This is a genomic window from Streptomyces sp. NBC_01485 (genome assembly GCF_036227125.1).
In the GTDB taxonomy this organism is placed as follows: Bacteria; Actinomycetota; Actinomycetes; order Streptomycetales; family Streptomycetaceae; genus Streptomyces.
The window spans coordinates 4,461,242-4,481,630 of the sequence record NZ_CP109435.1 but is presented as its reverse complement, the minus strand read 5'-3'; the positions used below and the strand labels follow the sequence as shown (position 1 = coordinate 4,481,630).

Genomic DNA, 20,389 nt, shown 5'->3' with positions numbered 1-20,389 from the left:
CGGTGCCGCCTCCGTCCAGGGCGCGTTCTTCGTGGCAGCATGTGAACCGTTCGTACGGTGCACTCGGTTGTCCACAGCCTGTGGAGGCGTCGATGCGGTGGTTGGTGGGATGGAGCAGCACCGCCGCGGGCGCGCTGGGCGGAGCCGTCGGCTACGACGGCCGCCACGACGACGGTGCGGCGTACGCGGGCCAAGTCGGCTACGAGGGCGAGACCTTGCAGCCGGTCGGCTCGCAACTCCTGTGGGGCGACCCCGATCCGCTGTGGGCGGTCGGCGACTGGCGCCCCGACGAGGTGCGGGTGCTGGAGGCCGACGCCCAGACCCGGCTGGCGGTCCTCGGCACCTGCGGGGCGACCGACGAACAACTGCGCGTCGGACTGTTCGCCGCGCGGGGCGGGGCACTTCGGCACCTGACGGCCTGGCCGGGCAGCTACACGGCGATCGTCCAGGTCGGCCGGCGCCTCACCGTCTCCGGCGATCTGGCGGGCGCGCGCCCGGTGTTCCACACCCCCTGGGCCGACGGCACGGCGTACGCGACGGCCGCGCTGCCACTGGCCGACCTCATCGAGGCCAACCTCGACTTCGGCCACCTGGCGGCCCTCCTCGCCGTCCCCGACGTACCGGCCGCCCTGCACGACTCCACCCCGTACGACGGCGTGCGCCGCGTTCCGCCGGGGCATGCGCTGATCCTGCGCGCCGGGGCACGCGAAGTCGCCGGGTACGAGCCGGTCGCCTCCCTCGCCGTGGCGGCGCCCGCGGCCGACCCGGACAGCGCGGTCGGCGCCGTGCGCGACGCGCTCATCGAGGCGGTACGCGCGCGTCTGTCCGCGCCCCGGCACGTCCCCGACATCGACCCCGGCCCCGTGCCCGGCATGGGCCCCGCCGAACGGCGCGCCGCGCGCGGGATGCCCGCGCCGGGCATCGGCGCCGACCTGTCCGGCGGCCCGGCCTCCGGCACGCTGGCGCTCCTCGCGGCCGGTCTGCCCGGCCGGCCGGGCACGCTGCTCGGGCACGGCACGGGCGCGGGGGAACGGCTGCTGGCCGTCACTTTCAACGACCTGGCCGTCGGCGGCCGCGAGGCCGAGCTGGAGCGGGCAGGCGCCCTCGCGGCCAACCCGCGCCTGCACCACGTCGTGGTGGCCGGCGACGAGGAGACCCTGCCGTACGCCGACCTGGACGGCCCGCTGACCGACGAACCCGGCCCCAGCCTGGTCATGGCCGCCCGCCACCGCGCGCGGCTCGCGGCGGGCAGCGCGGACCACTTCACGGGCTACGGCGCCCGCCAGGTCCTGGACGCCCACCCGGCCCGCCTCGCCGACCTGCTGATGGACCGCAAGCGCCGCCACCTGGTACGCCCCGTCGCCGCGCTGACGAAGGCCGACGGCTCGGTACTCGTCCCCGCGCGCGTGTACGGCGCGGCCCGCCGCCTGGCCCGTACGTCGTACCGCGCGGGCGTGGAGGGCCTCGCCGAACGCCTCCTGCAGCGCAGCTTCGGCTTCGACGACTCCGGAGGCGCCGTAGGGGCGTCCCTGGCCGCCCTCACCTGGGGCGGGGCGGGTCCGGCCGCGCGTTGGCTGACGGGTGAGGCGCTGGCTGAAGTATCGGTTCGCCTGCAAGGCTCCACGCACCGCTCCGGAGTCGGCCCCGGCCAACGTCCGGGCGACTACCGCGCGCGCGCCGCCCTCACGCGTCATGCCATGGACCTACGCGTCCTGGAACAGGCCGCCGAGATCCGCTCCCAGCGACTGCACGCGCCGTTCCTCGACAACCAGGTCGTCCGCGCGTGCCGCGCGCTCCCCGAGACCCTGCGCGTGCAACCAGGGGCGCGCGCCGCGATCCTGCGCACCGTCCTGAAGGACGCCGGCGTCACCGACCTCCCGCCCGGCTGGGGCGCCCCCTCCCAGGCCCCCGCCACCGCGGCGGCCCGGGCCGGCCTGCGCATGGCCATGGACCCCCTCCTCACCCTCTTCGAGGCACCCCTCCTCGCGGAAGCGGGCCTGATCGAGGCGAGAGTCGTCCGCAAGGCCCTCAGAGCCGCCGCAGCAGGCGAACCCCTCCCCCTGGACGGCCTCGCCGACCTCGTCTCCCTGGAACTCTGGCTCCGCCGCCTCCTCTCCCGCAGAGGAACCTGCTGGACAGGAACCCCGGCCCGCGCGCGTGCGGTACCAGCGGGCATCGCTCCCCAGCGGCGGGCGGTCTCTTCTGGGGGGTGAGGGGGCGCCCCGCTTGGGCAGGCGCAGTCCTGGGCGGGCACAGCCCTGGGAGGGGCGGAGAGGGCGGGTGGCGTGCGTGAGCGGCACTCCCGCAGCGCCGGGCTGCGCGACCCACCGACCAGAAACCCCGTGCCCCCGACCTCACCCCCGGTGACAATGAACAGGTGCGGTACAGAATCCTGGGTGTCACCCGGACAGAGGACGACCAGGGCATCGCCGTACCCATCCCCGGCGCCCGCCTCCGCGCCCTTCTCACCGCCCTGGCCCTCCGCCCAGGCCACCCCACCACCCCCGAAACCCTCATCGACGAGGTCTGGGCCGACACCCCGCCCCAGGACGCCCCCGCCGCCCTCCAGGCCCTGATCGGCCGTCTCCGCCGTGCCGTCGGCAAGGACACCGTCACCTCCGCCCCCGGCGGTTACCGTCTCGCCGCGACCGAGGACGACGTCGACCTCTTCGTCTTCGAGCGACTCGTACGCCAGGGCACCGAAGCCCTGCGGCAGGGCGATGCCCCCGCCGCCGCCCGCACCCTCGACGACGCCCTCGCCCTGTGGCGCGGCCCCGCCCTCGCCGACCTTCCCGACCGCACCCCGGCCACCCGCCCCGAGGCCCTGCACCTGGAGGCCACCCGCACCCGCGCCGAGACGGACCTCCTCCTCGGCCGCGCCCGCGAGGCCGTACCCCGCCTGACGGAACTGACCGCCGCGCACCCCTACGACGAACCGCTGCACGCCCTCCTCATCCGCGCCCTGCGCGACACCGGCCGCGACGCCGACGCCCTCGCCGCGTACGAGACCGCCCGCCGCGCCCTCGCCGACGGCCTCGGCACCGACCCGGGCCCCCGCCTCCGCGCCCTGCACACCGAACTCCTGAACCCTCCGGAACCGTCCCACCGCCCCGAACTCCTGAAGCGCCTCGAACCGACCCACCCCCCAACTCCGCTCACCCCCCTCCAACTCCCCGAACGCACCGGCAACATCCGTCCGCGGCTTACCTCTTTCGTGGGCCGGGAACCTGAGCTCGACGCCATCCGTTCCGAATTGCACAGGGCCCGTCTCGTCACGCTCACCGGACCGGGCGGCTCTGGAAAGACCCGTCTCGCCGAGGAAGCCGCCGCCGGGCTCCCGCAGGCGTGGCTGGCCGAGCTGGCGCCGCTCGACCGGCCGGAGGCGGTGCCGGGCGCGGTGGTCAGTGCCCTCGGTCTGCGCGAGACCGTGCTGCTGACGACCGACCTGGTGACCTCGCAGGACGACCCGGTCGCCCTGCTCGTCGAGTACTGCGCCCCGCGCAGCCAACTCCTGATCCTTGACAACTGCGAACACGTCATCGGCGCGGCCGCCGCCCTCGCCGAGACCCTCCTCACCCGCTGCCCAGAGCTCACGATCCTCGCCACCAGCCGTGAACCCCTGGGCGTCCCCGGCGAGTCGGTCCGCCCGGTCGAGCCCCTCCTCCCCGACCAGGCGCACCGCCTCTTCAAGGAGCGCGCCGCCGCCGTACGCCCCACCGCGGCCGCCGCCCTGCGGGACCGGGACGAGGCGGCGATCGCGGAGATCTGCCGGCGGCTGGACGGTCTGCCGCTCGCCATCGAGCTGGCCGCGGCCCGGCTCCGGCTGCTCACCCCGCGCCAGATCGCCGACCGCCTCGACGACCGTTTCCGCCTCCTCACCTCGGGCAGCCGCACGGTCCTGCCCCGCCAGCAGACCCTGCGTGCCGTCGTCGACTGGTCCTGGGACCTGCTCGACGACCCGGAGCGCACCCTGCTGCGCGAGCTGTCCGTGTTCGCGGGCGGCTGGGACCTGGAGGCCGCGGAGGCCGTGTGCACCGGCCCCGTCGCGGACCTCGTCGGGGCGCTCGTCGACAAGTCCCTGGTCGTGGCGGCCCCGTGCGAGCGGCACGGCGGCGGGGACATGCGCTACCGCATGCTGGAGACGATCCACGAGTACGCCACCGAACGCGCCGCCGAACTCCCGCAGTCCCGCGCGGCGGCCGAACGGCGACACCGCGCGTGGGTGCGCGCCCTCGTCGAGCGGGCCGATCCACTGCTGCGCTCCGCCGAGCAACTCCCCTGGATCTCCCGCCTGGAGACCGAGCTGGACAATATCCGCGTGGGCCTCCAGCGCACCCTCATGGCAGGCGACGAGGAGGAGGCCGCCGCCGTCTGCCTCGCCGCGGGCTGGTTCTGGTGGCTGCGGAACCACCGCCACGAGGGCGCCGAATGGACCGACCGCACCCTGCGCCTGGGCACGGTCCTGGACACACTCCGGCCCTCCCGCCCGAACAACACCCCCGCCCCCACCTCCGCCCCCAAGCCCACCCGCCATTCCCTCACCGTCCCCGTCGACCTCGCCGCCCGCATGGCCGCCGTCGACCCCGTGGACGCCTTCCTCGACGCGCCCACACCCACACCCACGCCCGCGCTTCCGGGGGACGGCGACGGCGACCCCCGTCACGTGCGGCGGATGAACCTGCGGATGCTGCACCTGTTCCTGCTGTCGGAGTCCGAGCCGACGGACGTCGTGGCGGACCCGCGCCACCGGGAGTACCTCGCCCGCCTGCGCGCCGGCTACGAGCCGGGCGGCCCGCAGGCGGCGGTGATGCCCGGTCTGATCTGGCCGCTGACGTCCTTCCAGATGCGGGACACGCTGGACGTCCGGAGCATCCTGGACACGGCCGTCGCCAACTGCCGTATCTACGGCGGCGACTGGGAAGTCGGCTGCACGCTGATGTTCCGCACGCACATGGCCGTCGACTCACCCGGCGGACTGCGCGGCGTGGACGACGACCTGGCGGAGCTGCGGGTGCTCAGCCTGCGCGTCGGCGACCGCTGGATGCGGGCCCAGGTGTGCGGCGCGGCCGGCGAGGCGGAGATGGCGCGCGGCCGCTTCACGGAGGCGGAACGCGAGTACCGCGAGGCGCTGCGACTCGCCTACGAGGTCGGGGCCCACACGGAGTCGCCGTTCCTCATCGCCCGGCTCGCGGAGATCGCCTACCGCTCGGGCGACCCCGACGGCGCCACGGCGGCGCTGGACGAGGCGAGCAGCGCCGCCGACCGCTACGGCGTGGCGGACGTCCGGGCGTTCGTCCTGCTGCTGCGCGCCCACATCGCGCTGTACGAGGGCGAGTTCGCCCACGCGCGCGTGCTCTGCGACCGGAGCCGTGTGGCGGCGGGGCAGGGCACACCGCCGCCCCAGTTCTCGGCCGCGCTGGCCGCGATCGACGCGGACCTCACGGCCATCGAGTGCGGTCCCGCGCACGGTCTGCCGATGTTCGCCGACACGCTGCGCCAGGCGATGGCCGACCAGTGCGCCGAGGCCGTCACCTCGTCGATCGTGGACGGCGCGGCGGACCTGCTGGCCCAGCTCGGGGACTTCCCGCGCGCGGCCCGACTCCTCGCGGCCGCCGACGGGCTGCGCGGCCCCCACCCGCGCCCCGCCCCGGAGCACACCCGGGCCGAACGAGCCGAGGCCGCGGCCCGAGAGACACTGGGCACCGAGCGCTACGCGGCCGAGCGAACCCGCGGCACTGCCATGACGGTGACCGACGCCCTGCACGAACTCACGCAGGCCGTGCGCGACCACCCCGCCCAACCACCGGACACGACCAGCGCAGTCGGCACAGCGGGCACAGCGAACACACGGGGCACAGCGGGTGCCCCCGCCCCGCAAGCCCCTACGAGCAGGTGAACTTGGACTCCGCCCAGTCCGCGAGGGCCACCGAGTCGAAGGCGCTGTGCGGCTCGACCACCAGGCGCACGGTCGTGTGGCCGGTGAGGTTCACATGGACGGGTACGGCCGGGTCGCCGCCCCTGACCACCCCGGACGACCAGAGCCGGTCGCCGTCGGCGTAGACGGAGAAGGCGACCTTGCCGAGCTTCATCGTCAGGTCGTCGACGCCGACGAGCGCGTCGTAGGAGGCGCACTCCCGGTTGAGATCGACGGTGACGGAGGAGTCGCCGCGCACGGTCACCCCGCGCCCGTAATGCCGGTCCGCGATGGACAGCCCGCCGTACCGCTGCCACACCCAACTGCTGCCGCCGAGCCGGATCTCGGGCCCGCTCCCGTCGCCGGTGACGTCGAAGGACAGCTCGCTCAGCGGGTAGACGACCGGGGCTGGCGGCGGCGTGGGCGTGGGGGTCGGGGTGGGCGTCGGAGCCGGAGTCGGTGTGGGGGGCGGAGTCGGGGTGGGCTTGGGGGTCGGCGTCGGTGTGGGCGTCGGCCTGGGGGTGGGGGTCGGCGTCGGGGCGGCCGCCGGGATGATCACCGGAGGTTCCGGCTCGGGTTCCGCCGCCCGCGTCGGTGTGGGCGTCGGCTCCTCGGGCCGAGCGACCGGCGCCGGCGCGGACGCCGGGGGTCTGGCCTCGGGCTGCTTGGCCGGGTTGCCGTGGCCGACGAGCGCGAGGGCCACCACGGCGGCCCCCACCGTGACCACCCCGGCCGCGATACCGGCCTTCACCGGCGCGCCCAGCCCCTCCGAGGCCATCGCGCCGCCGCCCCCGGCGCCCGCCCCGCCCGAGGAACCGCTCGCCGCCGCTGCCGCCCCCGCTCCGGCACCGCCGGCGATGAGCGCGACCGCCTTGGCGTACCCGGCGACGCCGAACCAGCCGATGACCGCGACCGGCACGACGGCGGGGATGCTGCTGGCGACCTCCTCGATCTGCAGGGCGGCCAGCCGGCACTTGACGCACTCCTCCAGGTGCTTGCGCAGCCCCCGTTCGGCGCGGGTGCGCAGCCGGCGGCGGGCGTAGGTGCCGAGCTGGTCGGCGTAGCCGGCGCACTCCTCGTCGTTGGTGAGGGTGGCGCTGACGTGGGCCTGGAGGTAGGCCTGCTTGAGGCCCTCGCGGGCGCGGCTGGCGAGCACGCGCGTGCCGTTGGCGTCGAGGCCGAAGAGCATCGCGACCTCGCTCGGCGACTCGTCCTCGACCTCGGTGTGCCACAGCACCGCCTGCCAGCGCTCGGGCAGCGAGCGGAAGGCCTGCATGGCCATGGACTGCTCGGCCTCGTGCATCGCGCGCACGTCGGCGCCCAGTTCCAGCGTGTCGTCATCGGCGACGTCGGAGGAGCGGGCGGACTGCGCGGCGAACACCGCGAAGTCGTCGACGAGTTGCTCCCGCTTCGCCGACTGCGTCCACCCGGCGGCGACCCGCCGCACGGAGGTGAGCAGATAGGCGCGTACGGCGAACTCCGGCCCCGAACCGCCGCGCACCGCCTGGAGCATGCGGGCGAAGACCTCGGCGGTGAGGTCGTCGGCGGTGTGTGCGTCCCGGCAGCAGGTGCGGGCGTAGCGGCGCACGGCGTCGGCGTGACGCCGGTACAGCTCCTCGTACGCCGTGTCGTCGCCCGAGCGCATCCGGCCGATCAGGTCGGTGTCGGCCGGCGGCAGGTCCCGCGGCGGTGGCAGGATGCCCTCGGCCCGCCACTCACGCTGCGCCGGAACACTGCCCTCCGCCGCGTCGGCCGACGGAACGGGCCCCGCGGCGGGCACCCGAGCCGGCACCGGACCGCCCACCGGACCGCCCACCGGACCGCTCGCGCGTCCGCCCTGGCTCGGCACCTGCGGTGAACCGAGTGACTCGTCCCGACCGTCAACGCTCATCGCGGAAAGCCCCCGCCGCCGCCTGCCCTACAGTCCCGACCACCGGGTCAGAGTGCCATATTGGCTTTTGGTCAGAATCCGGTGCGACGGGCCTTCCACTCGTCCGTGGGGACCTGTCGCAATCCAGTACTAGGTTTCACCCATACAGGGAAGGTTCAACTGTCCTTCTATGGGCAGGAGTTGAGCCGCCCGACCAAAATACCCTTTATGTCCGGCATGGCGGACGGGGGCGGGAGCCGCACGGCCCCCACCCCACCAGTCACCCTTACGAGTCACCGAGCCCCAAGCCGCGCGAGCCCCAATCCCCAAGCCACGCGCCCCGAGCCCCTATTCACGACTCACGACTCACGACTCACGACTCACGAAGACCGTGACCGTAAACCCTCCAGCAGGATGTCCAGCAGCCGCGCCGAAGCCGCCGCCTGCTGGGCCGGATCCGGCAGCGAGGGCGCCGCCGTCGCGATGACCAGCAGCACGTCCGACACCGACACATCGGCGCGTAGTTCGCCCGCCTCCCGTGCCCGCTCCACCAGCCGGCCCACGACCTCCAGCAGCGCCGCCGCCCCGGCGTCGTCGACCGTGGCCGTCGTACCGTCGCCCGGGACGAGCCGAAGCTCGCCGCCGCCCGGCTGGGACCGCTGCTGCGGCACCCGCGCCGCGTCGCCCGGCGCGCCCTCGGCGCCGTCCTCCAGGACCCCGACGCGCAGCACCTGCGGCGGCAGCAGCCGCCCGGCGCCGGAAGCCACGGACGTCCGCAGGAAGCGCGACAGCGCCGACCACGGTTCGTCCTCCTGGCCGAGCGCCGCCCGCGCCTGGTCGGTCAGCCGGGAGGTCTCCTCCTCGGCTATCCGCCGCACCAGGACGTCCTTGCTCGGGAACCGCCGGTACACCGTGCCGACGCCGACCCGCGCGCGTCGCGCCACGTCCTCCATCGGCGCGCCGTATCCCAGCTCGCCGAACACCTCGCGCGCCGCCCGTAGTACGTGTTCGAGATTGCGCTGTGCGTCCACGCGCAGCGGCGCTGTGCGCGCGCCGTCTCCGCGTCCGTTTCCCACCGCCGCGGCGGTCACACCGATGGCACCGACCGCGGTGCCGGGTGCGAGAGCCGATGCGGACGGCCAATGCGAATTCTGCATGTGCATGATTGATCCCCCGGTAATGACGTCTCCCCCCGGAGACTCCCCGTCATAGAAAGCGGGGCGTGGAAACAGGGGACGGTCACCCCGGACCCGCCCGTCGCAGACCCGCAGAGCGCTTCCCCCTGACACCCCGTCGTCACACGAACATAGTTGAGTGGGAGTCAATTCAGAAGGGGGAGGTTCCGCACGGAGCGCCCCCCGATCGGAGTACGGATCGCATACGTCCTGATTGCACCCCTTCCCGTACCCCGGCGCGCACCCGCTGACCTGCACACCTGCCCCGCACTCCGGTGTTTCGGCCAACCCCGCGCCCGCCCGACTCGCGGTCACACAAATTGTCGAGGCTGTGGACAAACTCCGGTGCCCGGTGCGTCATGGGATGGTGAAGGAACGTGCGCGCATTCTCGTTGTCGGCGGCGGCTACGTCGGGATGTACACGGCCCTGCGGCTCCAGCGGAAGCTGAAACAGGAACTGGGCCGGGGCGAGGCCGAGATCACGGTCGTCACCCCTGACCCGTACATGACCTACCAGCCCTTCCTGCCGGAGGCCGCCGCGGGCTCCATCTCCCCCCGGCACGTCGTCGTGCCCCTGCGCCGCGTCCTGCCGCACTGCCGGGTCGTCGTCGGCGAGGTCACCGCCGTCGACCACGCCAAGCGCACCGCCACCCTCACCACCCTCGCCACCGACGAAGAGGGCACCGGACCCCAGCAGTCGGCGTACGACGAACTCGTCCTCGCGCCCGGCTCGGTCTCCCGCACGCTGCCCATCCCGGGGCTCGCCGACTACGCCATCGGCTTCAAGACCGTCGAGGAGGCCATCGGGCTGCGCAACCACGTCATCGAACAGATGGACATCGCCTCCTCCACCCGCGACCCCGCGATCCGCGACGCCGCCCTGACCTTCGTCTTCGTCGGCGGCGGCTACGCGGGCGTGGAGGCGCTCGGCGAGCTGGAGGACATGGCCCGCTACACCACGCGGTACTACCACAACGTCAAACCCGAGGACATGAAGTGGATCCTGGTCGAGGCCTCCGACCGGATCCTGCCCGAGGTCGGCGCCGACCTGGGCCGCTACACCGTCAGCGAGCTGCGCCGCCGCAACATCGACGTACGCCTGAACACCCGCCTGGAGTCCTGCGCCGACCGCACCGCCGTCCTCAGCGACGGCACCCGCCTCCCGACCCGTACGGTCGTGTGGACCGCCGGCGTCAGACCCCACCCGCTGCTCGCCGCCACCGACCTCCCCCTCGACGAACGAGGTCGGCTGAGATGCACCCCCGAGCTGACCATCGACGGCGTCACGCACGCGTGGGCGGCCGGAGACGCAGCCGCCGTCCCCGACGTCACGGCCGACGCGCCCGGCACGGAGACCGCCCCCAACGCCCAGCACGCCGTCCGCCAGGCCAAGGTCCTCGCCGACAACATCGCGCGCTCACTACGCGGCGAACCCCTCCAGACGTACGCCCACAAGTACGTCGGCTCGGTCGCCTCGCTCGGCCTCCACGAGGGCGTCGCGCAGGTCTACGGGCGCAAGCTGAAGGGCTACCCGGCCTGGTTCATGCACCGCGCCTACCACCTCAGCCGCGTGCCCACCTTCAACCGCAAGGCACGCGTGCTCGCCGAATGGACCCTCTCGGGGCTCTTCAAACGGGAGATCGTCTCCCTCGGATCCCTCGAACATCCCCGCGCGGAGTTCGAACTGGCTGCCGGTGGAAAGCCTTCTGACGAGTCTTCCGGCGACCCGAAGGGGTCGTCCTGACCGATCCAGGAACTCCACCGGCCGCCCGTACGTCCGACGATTGTCGGCCCGGACGGCGGCCACACTGCCAGACTGCTCCCTGCTCATAGCCCCCCGCCGAGCCCCCGGCGGGCCACCCCGCCCCCTGCAACACTGTGCGGCCCCCGCCGCGCGGCCCCCCGCAGCCCAAGCCACGCCCAGCCCAAGCCCAGCCCAGCCCAGGCCGGGCCCGGAGCCGGCCGACGACGACTACACGAGGCAAGGATTCGTGAACTTCACGCGCTGGAGCGCCCGGCTCCCCGGAACGCAGCGCCGCGCCGCCGCGCGAGCCGAGCACCCGGTCACCACCACGGACCGGCGGAGCGAAGGCTCCGTACCAGCGGCCCGCGCCGAACAACTCACCGACGAGCCGCCCCCGGTGCCCGCCGTCGACGAACTCCCGGTCCGTGAGGTCCTCGACCGCGTCCCGGCCCTCGTCGCCCTCGTCCACGGCACCGACCACCGCCTGGCCTACGTCAACGAGGCCTACACGGCCGCCTTCGGCGTACGTCCCTGCGGCGAACCGGCCGCCGAGGCCCTCCCCGAACTCCGCGACCTCGGCCTCATGCCCCTCCTCGACCAGGCCCTGCGCAGCGGCAAGCCCCGCATCCTCAAGTCCCGCAAGGCCCCCGACGGCCGCTCCTACACGTTCACCTGCACCCCCGCCGGCGAGGGCAACGGCAAGGGCACGGTGCTGATCTTCGCCACCGACGTCACCGACCACGCCGAAGCCGCCGAACGCCTCAGAACCAGCGAACGCCGCCAGCGCGAGACCGCCGTCACCCTCCAGCGATCCCTCCTCCCCCAGGAGCTCGAGGAGCCCGACGACCTGCGCATCGCCGCCACCTACCAGCCGGGCGGCACCGAGGCCGCGGTCGGCGGCGACTGGTACGACGTCATCACCCTCGGCGGCGGCCGCACGGCGCTGGTCATCGGCGACGTCATGGGCCGGGGCGTCCGCGCGGCAGCCGTCATGGGCCAGCTCCGCACGGCCGTCCGCGCCTACGCCCGCCTCGACCTGCCCCCGCACGAGGTCCTCCAGCTCCTCGACGGCCTCGCCATGGAGATCGACGCCAACCAGATCGCCACCTGCGTGTACGCCATCCACGACCCGAACGAGGGCCGGCTGGTGTACGCCTCGGCCGGCCACCTGCCCATCCTGGTCCGGGACGAGAGCGGCGCGGTCCAGCGCGCCGACGAACCCACCGGCCCGCCGCTGGGCACCGGCGGCTGGATGCACGCCTCCGGCTCGATCGCCCTCGGCCCCGGCTCCACGGCGGTCCTCTACACGGACGGCCTGGTGGAGCGCCGGAACGAGGACCTGGACGAGGGCATCGCCGCCCTCGAGCGCGCCCTGTCCGGCGCGACCGGCACCCCCCAGGTCGTCTGCGACCGCCTCGTCCGCTCGGCCGGCGTCACCGCCGACCACGACGACGACGTCGCCGTCCTCGTCCTCCAGCACCCCGCCCGCACCGGCCCCGACAGCGAGCTGTTCCGCAACGCGGCCCTGGAGCTCCTCGGCGGCGTCGAAGCGGCCCCACGCGCGCGTGCCTTCGCCTCCGGCGTCCTCACCAGCTGGCGCTTCCCGCCCGAGCTGCACGACCTCGGCGTCCTCGCCGCCAGCGAACTCGTCGCCAACTCCCTCCAGCACGGCACCCCGCCCATGCGGCTGCGGCTGCGCCGCACCGACCGCCGCCTGATCATCGAGGTCACCGACGGCGACGACCACCTCCCGCGCCGCCGCCGCGCGGAACCGGGCGACGAGTCAGGCCGCGGCATCGCCATCGTCGCCACGATCGCCTCCAACTGGGGCAGCAGACGCACCCCGGACGGCGGAAAAGCGGTGTGGTGCGAGTTCGTCCTCCCGAAGCCCACGGAGTGACAGAGCGCGCGAAGGCGGCCGTCGTCCGAAGAACGACGGCCGCCTCCCGCTCCGGCCCCTCAGGCCTCGGCACCCACAGGCCGCACAGCAGCCCCACCCCTGGCCACCACCCGCTTCCGCGCCAGCCACGGCTGATCCTGGACGGCGGTCAACTGCCGCCCCAGCCGCAGCGCGAGGTAGGTGATCCCCAGCGAGAACAGCAGGAACGTCACGATGTACGGCGCGTGCAGCGAGGCCCCCATCGGCCCGCCCACCGCCGGCCCGACGGCCAGCGCGAGCTGCTTCACCAGGGCGAACGCCGAGTTGTACTGCCCGGCCAGCCCGTCCGGCGCCAGATCCGCCACCAGCGGCGCGACCGTCGGCGACAGCATCGCCTCACCCAGCCCGAACAGCGCGTACGTCGACACGAACGCGGCCGTCGCCATCGCCTGACTGCCGTGCCCGAGCCCGGCGTACCCGGCCACGACCCACGCCACGGCCCAGATCAGCCCCACGGCCGCGATCACCCGCGACCGCTTCTGCCGCTCGACGAACCTCAGCACGGCGAACTGCGCGACCACGATCACCGCGGTGTTGGCCGCGAGCGCCGTCCCGAGGGCGGACGTCGAGATCCCGGCGGCCTCGACCCCGTACGCGCTCAACCCCGACTCGAACTGCCCGTAACAGGCGAAGAACAGCACGAAGCCCAGCACACACAGCTGCACCATGGCCCGGTTGCCGACCAACTGCCTCCAGCTCCCCTTGGCCGACCGCGGAGCGTCCCCGACGTGCGGAGCGTGCGGCAGCCGCACGGTCGTCATCACCACGGCCAGCAGCAGGAACATCGCCGCCTCGATGGCGAACAGCAGGGTGAAGGAGGACACGCGCGTGGTGTCGACGAGATGCCCGCCGATCAGCCCACCCACGCCGAGCCCGAGGTTCTGCAGGAAGAACTGCGTCGCGAACGCCCGCGACCGCGTCTCTGCGGTCGAACAGTCCACGATCATCGTCGCCAGCGCCGGCTGCATCACGGCCTGCCCGGCCCCGAGCGCGACCGCGGCGGCCAGTACGGCGGTGGCGTCGCCGGCGAGCCCCAGGCCCAGCGCGCCCAGCGCGGCGGTGACCAGGGCGGCGAGCAGGACCGGCAGTGGACCGCGCCGCACGATCGCCCGACCGGCGAACGGCAGCACGATCAGCGCGGCCACGGCGAAGACGGCGAGCACGAGCCCCGCCGTCATGGCCCCGAGCCCGCGTACCTGCGCCACATAGACGTACAGGTACGGGACGGTGAAGCCGAGCCCGAACGCGCTGAGTGCGTTGCCCACGTGGATCCGGCGCATCGCCGCGCCCCTCGCCCTGGTCACGTTCACCCTCTCTCATCTCTCAGGTAGTGCTGGTCAGTACTTCTGATGCCCTGATGCTTCCGATGCCTCAGTACTTAGAACCGAAGACTTCGAAGCTAAAGTTTGAAGCTAAACTGTACACCTAGAAGAACTTCAAGGTGAACGAGCCCCGTGCGATACTGGGGCCCATGGGTGACACCCCCGGCACGGTCGGTACCGGCCTCGGCAGCGAGCCGACTCTCGAAGAGCAGATCGCCGCCTATCAGCGCGAGTTCCGGGACCTCGACCCCCAGGTCGAGAAGATCGTCTCGGCGCTGTCCCGCCTCAACCGCCGGATGAACGTCGCCTACGGCCGCCAGACCGCCGACCTCGGCATCAGCAGCGCCGAGTGGGAGGTCCTGAAGGCGCTCGTCCTCTCCGGCGCCCCCTATCGCCTGGGCCCCAGCGACCTGGCCAAGCGCCTCGGCCTGACGCCGGCCGCGATGACCCACCGGATCGACCGCATGGTCGCCGAGGGACTGGTGACCCGTGAGCGGGACGAGTCCAACCGGGTCCGGGTGATCGTCGAGCTGACGCCCGAGGGCCGGGAGAAGTGGTTGGAGGCGATGCGTATGGCGACGGTCTTCGAGGGGGACCTCCTCCAGGACCTCTCCGCGCAGGAGCGCACGGCCCTGGGCGAGGTCCTGACCAGGCTCCTGCGCCGGGTGGAGCACGCCCAGCCGGACGCCGGCGGCCGACTCAGTGACCTCGACTAAAAGATCTTGACAGGAGTGGTTGACACCCCCATGCGGGGTGCGTAAAGTTCGTCGGGTTGCCACGGAGCCGTAACGGTTCTTCGGTAACACCTCTGCCGCAGTAGCGGCACCTCAAACCATCAGCACGATCTCCCAACGGGATTGAATTCGGCGTGCCCGAATTCAATTCGATTCGGGGCCGGCAGCTCGATTAGGAGCTGCCGAGCGGATCCGCTAAGGTTTGAGACGTCGGAACGGCCCAACGGCCGGGAAGACAACCCCCCGCTGACTGGGAATCAGGCCCGAAAGGATCTGGTAGAGTCGGAACCGCCGGAAAGGGAAACCGCGAAAGAAAAGCGGGAACCTGGAAAGCACCGAGGAAATCGGATCGGGAAACGGTCTGGTAGAGTCGGAAACGCAAGACCGAAGGGAAAAGCCCGGAGGAAAGCCTGAGAGAGTCTCTCGGGTGAGTACAAAGGAAGCGTCCGTTCCTTGAGAACTCAACAGCGTGCCAAAAATCAACGCCAGATATGTTGATACCCCGTTCCCGGCAGTGATAGCCGGGGATGAGGTTCCTTTGAAACAAAACACAGCGAGGACGCTGTGAACGGCCGGGCTTATTCCGCCTGGCTGTTCCGCTCTCGTGGTGTCGACCCGCGCTTTTAATTAAGCATAGTCGGGAAAACATTCACGGAGAGTTTGATCCTGGCTCAGGACGAACGCTGGCGGCGTGCTTAACACATGCAAGTCGAACGATGAAGCCTTTCGGGGTGGATTAGTGGCGAACGGGTGAGTAACACGTGGGCAATCTGCCCTTCACTCTGGGACAAGCCCTGGAAACGGGGTCTAATACCGGATGATACTTCCACTCGCATGGGTGGGGGTTGAAAGCTCCGGCGGTGAAGGATGAGCCCGCGGCCTATCAGCTTGTTGGTGAGGTAATGGCTCACCAAGGCGACGACGGGTAGCCGGCCTGAGAGGGCGACCGGCCACACTGGGACTGAGACACGGCCCAGACTCCTACGGGAGGCAGCAGTGGGGAATATTGCACAATGGGCGAAAGCCTGATGCAGCGACGCCGCGTGAGGGATGACGGCCTTCGGGTTGTAAACCTCTTTCAGCAGGGAAGAAGCGAGAGTGACGGTACCTGCAGAAGAAGCGCCGGCTAACTACGTGCCAGCAGCCGCGGTAATACGTAGGGCGCAAGCGTTGTCCGGAATTATTGGGCGTAAAGAGCTCGTAGGCGGTCTGTCACGTCGGATGTGAAAGCCCGGGGCTTAACCCCGGGTCTGCATTCGATACGGGCAGACTAGAGTGTGGTAGGGGAGATCGGAATTCCTGGTGTAGCGGTGAAATGCGCAGATATCAGGAGGAACACCGGTGGCGAAGGCGGATCTCTGGGCCATTACTGACGCTGAGGAGCGAAAGCGTGGGGAGCGAACAGGATTAGATACCCTGGTAGTCCACGCCGTAAACGGTGGGAACTAGGTGTTGGCGACATTCCACGTCGTCGGTGCCGCAGCTAACGCATTAAGTTCCCCGCCTGGGGAGTACGGCCGCAAGGCTAAAACTCAAAGGAATTGACGGGGGCCCGCACAAGCAGCGGAGCATGTGGCTTAATTCGACGCAACGCGAAGAACCTTACCAAGGCTTGACATACACCGGAAACGGCCAGAGATGGTCGCCCCCTTGTGGTCGGTGTACAGGTGGTGCATGGCTGTCGTCAGCTCGTGTCGTGAGATGTTGGGTTAAGTCCCGCAACGAGCGCAACCCTTGTTCTGTGTTGCCAGCATGCCCTTCGGGGTGATGGGGACTCACAGGAGACTGCCGGGGTCAACTCGGAGGAAGGTGGGGACGACGTCAAGTCATCATGCCCCTTATGTCTTGGGCTGCACACGTGCTACAATGGCCGGTACAAAGAGCTGCGAAACCGTGAGGTGGAGCGAATCTCAAAAAGCCGGTCTCAGTTCGGATTGGGGTCTGCAACTCGACCCCATGAAGTCGGAGTTGCTAGTAATCGCAGATCAGCATTGCTGCGGTGAATACGTTCCCGGGCCTTGTACACACCGCCCGTCACGTCACGAAAGTCGGTAACACCCGAAGCCGGTGGCCCAACCCCTCACGGGGAGGGAGCTGTCGAAGGTGGGACTGGCGATTGGGACGAAGTCGTAACAAGGTAGCCGTACCGGAAGGTGCGGCTGGATCACCTCCTTTCTAAGGAGCATCTAGGCTGCCGGGCTTGCCCGGTGGTCCAGGGCCATTACGTCGGCGTATGTCCGACGGTGGTTGCTCAAGGGTGGAACGTTGATTATTCGGCCGGTTTCCGGGTCGGAGGCTGCAAGTACTGCTCGTAAGGGTGTGGAAAGCATGATCTTCGGGCGGGGGTTGGTCGGGCACGCTGTTGGGTGTCTGAGGGTATGGCCGCAAGGTCTGTCTTCAGTGCCGGCCCCAGTGCACTCCGACCCGGTGAGGGTTGGGGGTGATGGGTGGCTGGTCGTTGTTTGAGAACTGCACAGTGGACGCGAGCATCTGTGGCCAAGTTTTTAAGGGCGCACGGTGGATGCCTTGGCACCAGGAACCGATGAAGGACGTGGGAGGCCACGATAGTCCCCGGGGAGTCGTCAACCAGGCTTTGATCCGGGGGTTTCCGAATGGGGAAACCCGGCAGTCGTCATGGGCTGTCACCCATACCTGAACACATAGGGTATGTGGAGGGAACGCGGGGAAGTGAAACATCTCAGTACCCGCAGGAAGAGAAAACAACCGTGATTCCGGGAGTAGTGGCGAGCGAAACCGGATGAGGCCAAACCGTATGCGTGTGAGACCCGGCAGGGGTTGCGCATACGGGGTTGTGGGATCTCTCTTTCACAGTCTGCCGGCTGTGAGGCGAGTCAGAAACCGTTGATGTAGGCGAAGGACATGCGAAAGGTCCGGCGTAGAGGGTAAGACCCCCGTAGCCGAAACGTCAACGGCTCGTTTGAGAGACACCCAAGTAGCACGGGGCCCGAGAAATCCCGTGTGAATCTGGCGGGACCACCCGCTAAGCCTAAATATTCCCTGGTGACCGATAGCGGATAGTACCGTGAGGGAATGGTGAAAAGTACCGCGGGAGCGGAGTGAAATAGTACCTGAAACCGTGTGCCTACAAGCCGTGGGAGCGTCGGACATGTGCTTGCACATGTCTCGTGACTGCGTGCCTTTTGAAGAATGAGCCTGCGAGTTTGCGGTGTGTTGCGAGGTTAACCCGGGTGGGGTAGCCGTAGCGAAAGCGAGTCCTAATAGGGCGTTTGAGTAGCACGCTCAAGACCCGAAGCGGAGTGATCTAGCCATGGGCAGGTTGAAGCGGAGGTAAGACTTCGTGGAGGACCGAACCCACCAGGGTTGAAAACCTGGGGGATGACCTGTGGTTAGGGGTGAAAGGCCAATCAAACTCCGTGATAGCTGGTTCTCCCCGAAATGCATTTAGGTGCAGCGTCGTGTGTTTCTTGCCGGAGGTAGAGCACTGGATAGGCGATGGGCCCTACCGGGTTACTGACCTTAGCCAAACTCCGAATGCCGGTAAGTGAGAGCGCGGCAGTGAGACTGTGGGGGATAAGCTCCATGGTCGAGAGGGAAACAGCCCAGAGCATCGACTAAGGCCCCTAAGCGTACGCTAAGTGGGAAAGGATGTGGAGTCGCAGAGACAACCAGGAGGTTGGCTTAGAAGCAGCCACCCTTGAAAGAGTGCGTAATAGCTCACTGGTCTAGTGATTCCGCGCCGACAATGTAGCGGGGCTCAAGCGTACCGCCGAAGTCGTGTCATTGCAGCATATAGCCCCAACGGGTGCTGTGATGGGTAGGGGAGCGTCGTGTGCCGGGTGAAGCCGCGCCGGAAGGCAGTGGTGGACGGTTCACGAGTGAGAATGCAGGCATGAGTAGCGATACACACGTGAGAAACGTGTGCGCCGATTGACTAAGGGTTCCTGGGTCAAGCTGATCTGCCCAGGGTAAGTCGGGACCTAAGGCGAGGCCGACAGGCGTAGTCGATGGATAACCGGTTGATATTCCGGTACCCGCTGTGAAGCGTCAAACATTGAATCAGGCGATGCTAAGTCCGTGAAGCCGTTCCGGACCCTTCGGGGAATGGAAAGTGGTGGAGCCGACGGACCAGACTTGTAGTAGGTGAGTGATGGGGTGACGCAGGAAGGTAGTCCATCCCGGGCGGTGGTTGTCCCGGGGTAAGGGTGTAGGCCGTGCGATAGGCAAATCCGTCGCACATTAAGGCTGAGACCTGATGCCGAGCCGATTGTGGCGAAGTGGATGATCCTATGCTGTCGAGAAAAGCCTCTAGCGAGTTTCATGGCGGCCCGTACCCTAAACCGACTCAGGTGGTCAGGTAGAGAATACCGAGGCGTTCGGGTGAACTATGGTTAAGGAACTCGGCAAAATGCCCCCGTAACTTCGGGAGAAGGGGGGCCATCACTGGTGAGGGGACTTGCTCTCCGAGCTGGGGGTGGCCGCAGAGACCAGCGAGAAGCGACTGTTTACTAAAAACACAGGTCCGTGCGAAGCCGTAAGGCGATGTATACGGACTGACGCCTGCCCGGTGCTGGAACGTTAAGGGGACCGGTTAGTCACATTTCGGTGTGGCGAAGCTGAGAACTTAAGCGCCAGTAAACGGCGGTGGTAACTATAACCATCCTAAGGTAGCGAAATTCCTTGTCGGGTAAGTTCCGACCTGCACGAATGGCGTAACGACTTCTCGACTGTCTCAACCATAGGCCCGGTGAAATTGCACTACGAGTAAAGATGCTCGTTTCGCGCAGCAGGACGGAAAGACCCCGGGACCTTTACTATAGTTTGATATTGGTGTTCGGTTCGGCTTGTGTAGGATAGCTGGGAGACTTTGAACTCTGGACGCCAGTTCAGGGGGAGTCGTCGTTGAAATACCAGTCTGGTCGTGCTGGATGTCTAACCTGGGTCCGTGATCCGGATCAGGGACAGTGTCTGATGGGTAGTTTAACTGGGGCGGTTGCCTCCTAAAGAGTAACGGAGGCGCCCAAAGGTTCCCTCAGCCTGGTTGGCAATCAGGTGTTGAGTGTAAGTGCACAAGGGAGCTTGACTGTGAGACCGACGGGTCGAGCAGGGACGAAAGTCGGGACTAGTGATCCGGCGGTGGCTTGTGGAAGCGCCGTCGCTCAACGGATAAAAGGTACCCCGGGGATAACAGGCTGATCTTCCCCAAGAGTCCATATCGACGGGATGGTTTGGCACCTCGATGTCGGCTCGTCGCATCCTGGGGCTGGAGTCGGTCCCAAGGGTTGGGCTGTTCGCCCATTAAAGCGGTACGCGAGCTGGGTTTAGAACGTCGTGAGACAGTTCGGTCCCTATCCGCTGCGCGCGCAGGAATATTGAGAAGGGCTGTCCCTAGTACGAGAGGACCGGGACGGACGAACCTCTGGTGTGCCAGTTGTTCTGCCAAGGGCATGGCTGGTTGGCTACGTTCGGGAGGGATAACCGCTGAAAGCATCTAAGCGGGAAGCCTGCTTCGAGATGAGTATTCCCACCCCCTTTGAGGGGTTAAGGCTCCCAGTAGACGACTGGGTTGATAGGCCGGATGTGGAAGCCCAGTAATGGGTGGAGCTGACCGGTACTAATAGGCCGAGGGCTTGTCCTCAGTTGCTCGCGTCCACTGTGTTGGTTCTGAAACCACGAACAGCCCCACACCCCCTTTGGCCGGGGTGTGGTGCG

The 20,389-nt window shown here is 69.2% G+C and carries 8 protein-coding genes and 2 rRNA genes; 7 read left to right on the top strand and 3 right to left on the bottom strand.

What is annotated here, in order from left to right; translation table 11 throughout:
• Nucleotides 1-92: 92 nt before the first annotated feature.
• Both OG352_RS20375 and OG352_RS20370 read left to right on the top strand, forming a co-directional pair.
• Nucleotides 93-2,213 (top strand): asparagine synthase-related protein, encoded by a 2,121-nt coding sequence (locus tag OG352_RS20375; protein WP_329218750.1) that lies wholly within the window; start codon nt 93-95, stop codon nt 2,211-2,213.
• 164 nt (nt 2,214-2,377) lie between these two features.
• Nucleotides 2,378-5,896 carry a BTAD domain-containing putative transcriptional regulator gene (locus tag OG352_RS20370; protein ID WP_329218749.1) on the top strand — a complete coding sequence of 1,173 codons (3,519 nt, stop codon included), beginning with the start codon at nt 2,378-2,380 and terminating at the stop codon, nt 5,894-5,896.
• Here the strand turns inward: OG352_RS20370 and OG352_RS20365 are convergent.
• Nucleotides 5,883-7,805, bottom strand: coding sequence for a sigma-70 family RNA polymerase sigma factor (locus OG352_RS20365; RefSeq protein ID WP_329218747.1), 1,923 nt, complete (start codon nt 7,803-7,805; stop codon nt 5,883-5,885). The genes OG352_RS20370 and OG352_RS20365 overlap by 14 nt on opposite strands.
• 359 nt (nt 7,806-8,164) lie before the next feature.
• The gene (locus tag OG352_RS20360; RefSeq protein ID WP_443072486.1) at nt 8,165-8,881 is read right to left on the bottom strand and encodes a TetR/AcrR family transcriptional regulator; all 717 of its coding nucleotides are present in this window, start codon (nt 8,879-8,881) and stop codon (nt 8,165-8,167) included.
• Between the two features lie 442 nt (nt 8,882-9,323).
• Between OG352_RS20360 and OG352_RS20355 the strand changes: the two genes are divergently transcribed.
• Nucleotides 9,324-10,703 (top strand): NAD(P)/FAD-dependent oxidoreductase, encoded by a 1,380-nt coding sequence (locus OG352_RS20355; protein WP_329218744.1) that lies wholly within the window; start codon nt 9,324-9,326, stop codon nt 10,701-10,703.
• 247 nt (nt 10,704-10,950) lie between these two features.
• Nucleotides 10,951-12,603 (top strand): ATP-binding SpoIIE family protein phosphatase, encoded by a 1,653-nt coding sequence (locus OG352_RS20350; protein WP_329218742.1) that lies wholly within the window; start codon nt 10,951-10,953, stop codon nt 12,601-12,603.
• A 59-nt stretch (nt 12,604-12,662) separates the two neighbouring features.
• On the opposite strand, the gene OG352_RS20345 is transcribed toward OG352_RS20350, so the two are convergent.
• Nucleotides 12,663-13,946, bottom strand: a complete 1,284-nt coding sequence (locus OG352_RS20345; RefSeq protein WP_329218741.1) for an MFS transporter — start codon at nt 13,944-13,946, stop codon at nt 12,663-12,665.
• 167 nt (nt 13,947-14,113) lie between these two features.
• On the opposite strand from OG352_RS20345, the gene OG352_RS20340 reads away from it, so the two are divergent.
• The 3 genes from OG352_RS20340 (at nt 14,114) to OG352_RS20330 (ending at nt 20,315) form a co-directional block, all read left to right on the top strand.
• Complete coding sequence (locus tag OG352_RS20340; protein ID WP_329218739.1) at nt 14,114-14,680, top strand: MarR family winged helix-turn-helix transcriptional regulator; 567 nt, start codon at nt 14,114-14,116, stop codon at nt 14,678-14,680.
• Between the two features lie 666 nt (nt 14,681-15,346).
• Nucleotides 15,347-16,873, top strand: a 16S ribosomal RNA gene (locus OG352_RS20335).
• A gap of 319 nt (nt 16,874-17,192) precedes the next feature.
• A 23S ribosomal RNA gene (locus OG352_RS20330) occupies nt 17,193-20,315 on the top strand.
• The 16S and 23S rRNA genes sit together here, the layout of an rRNA operon.
• Nucleotides 20,316-20,389: the final 74 nt, after the last annotated feature.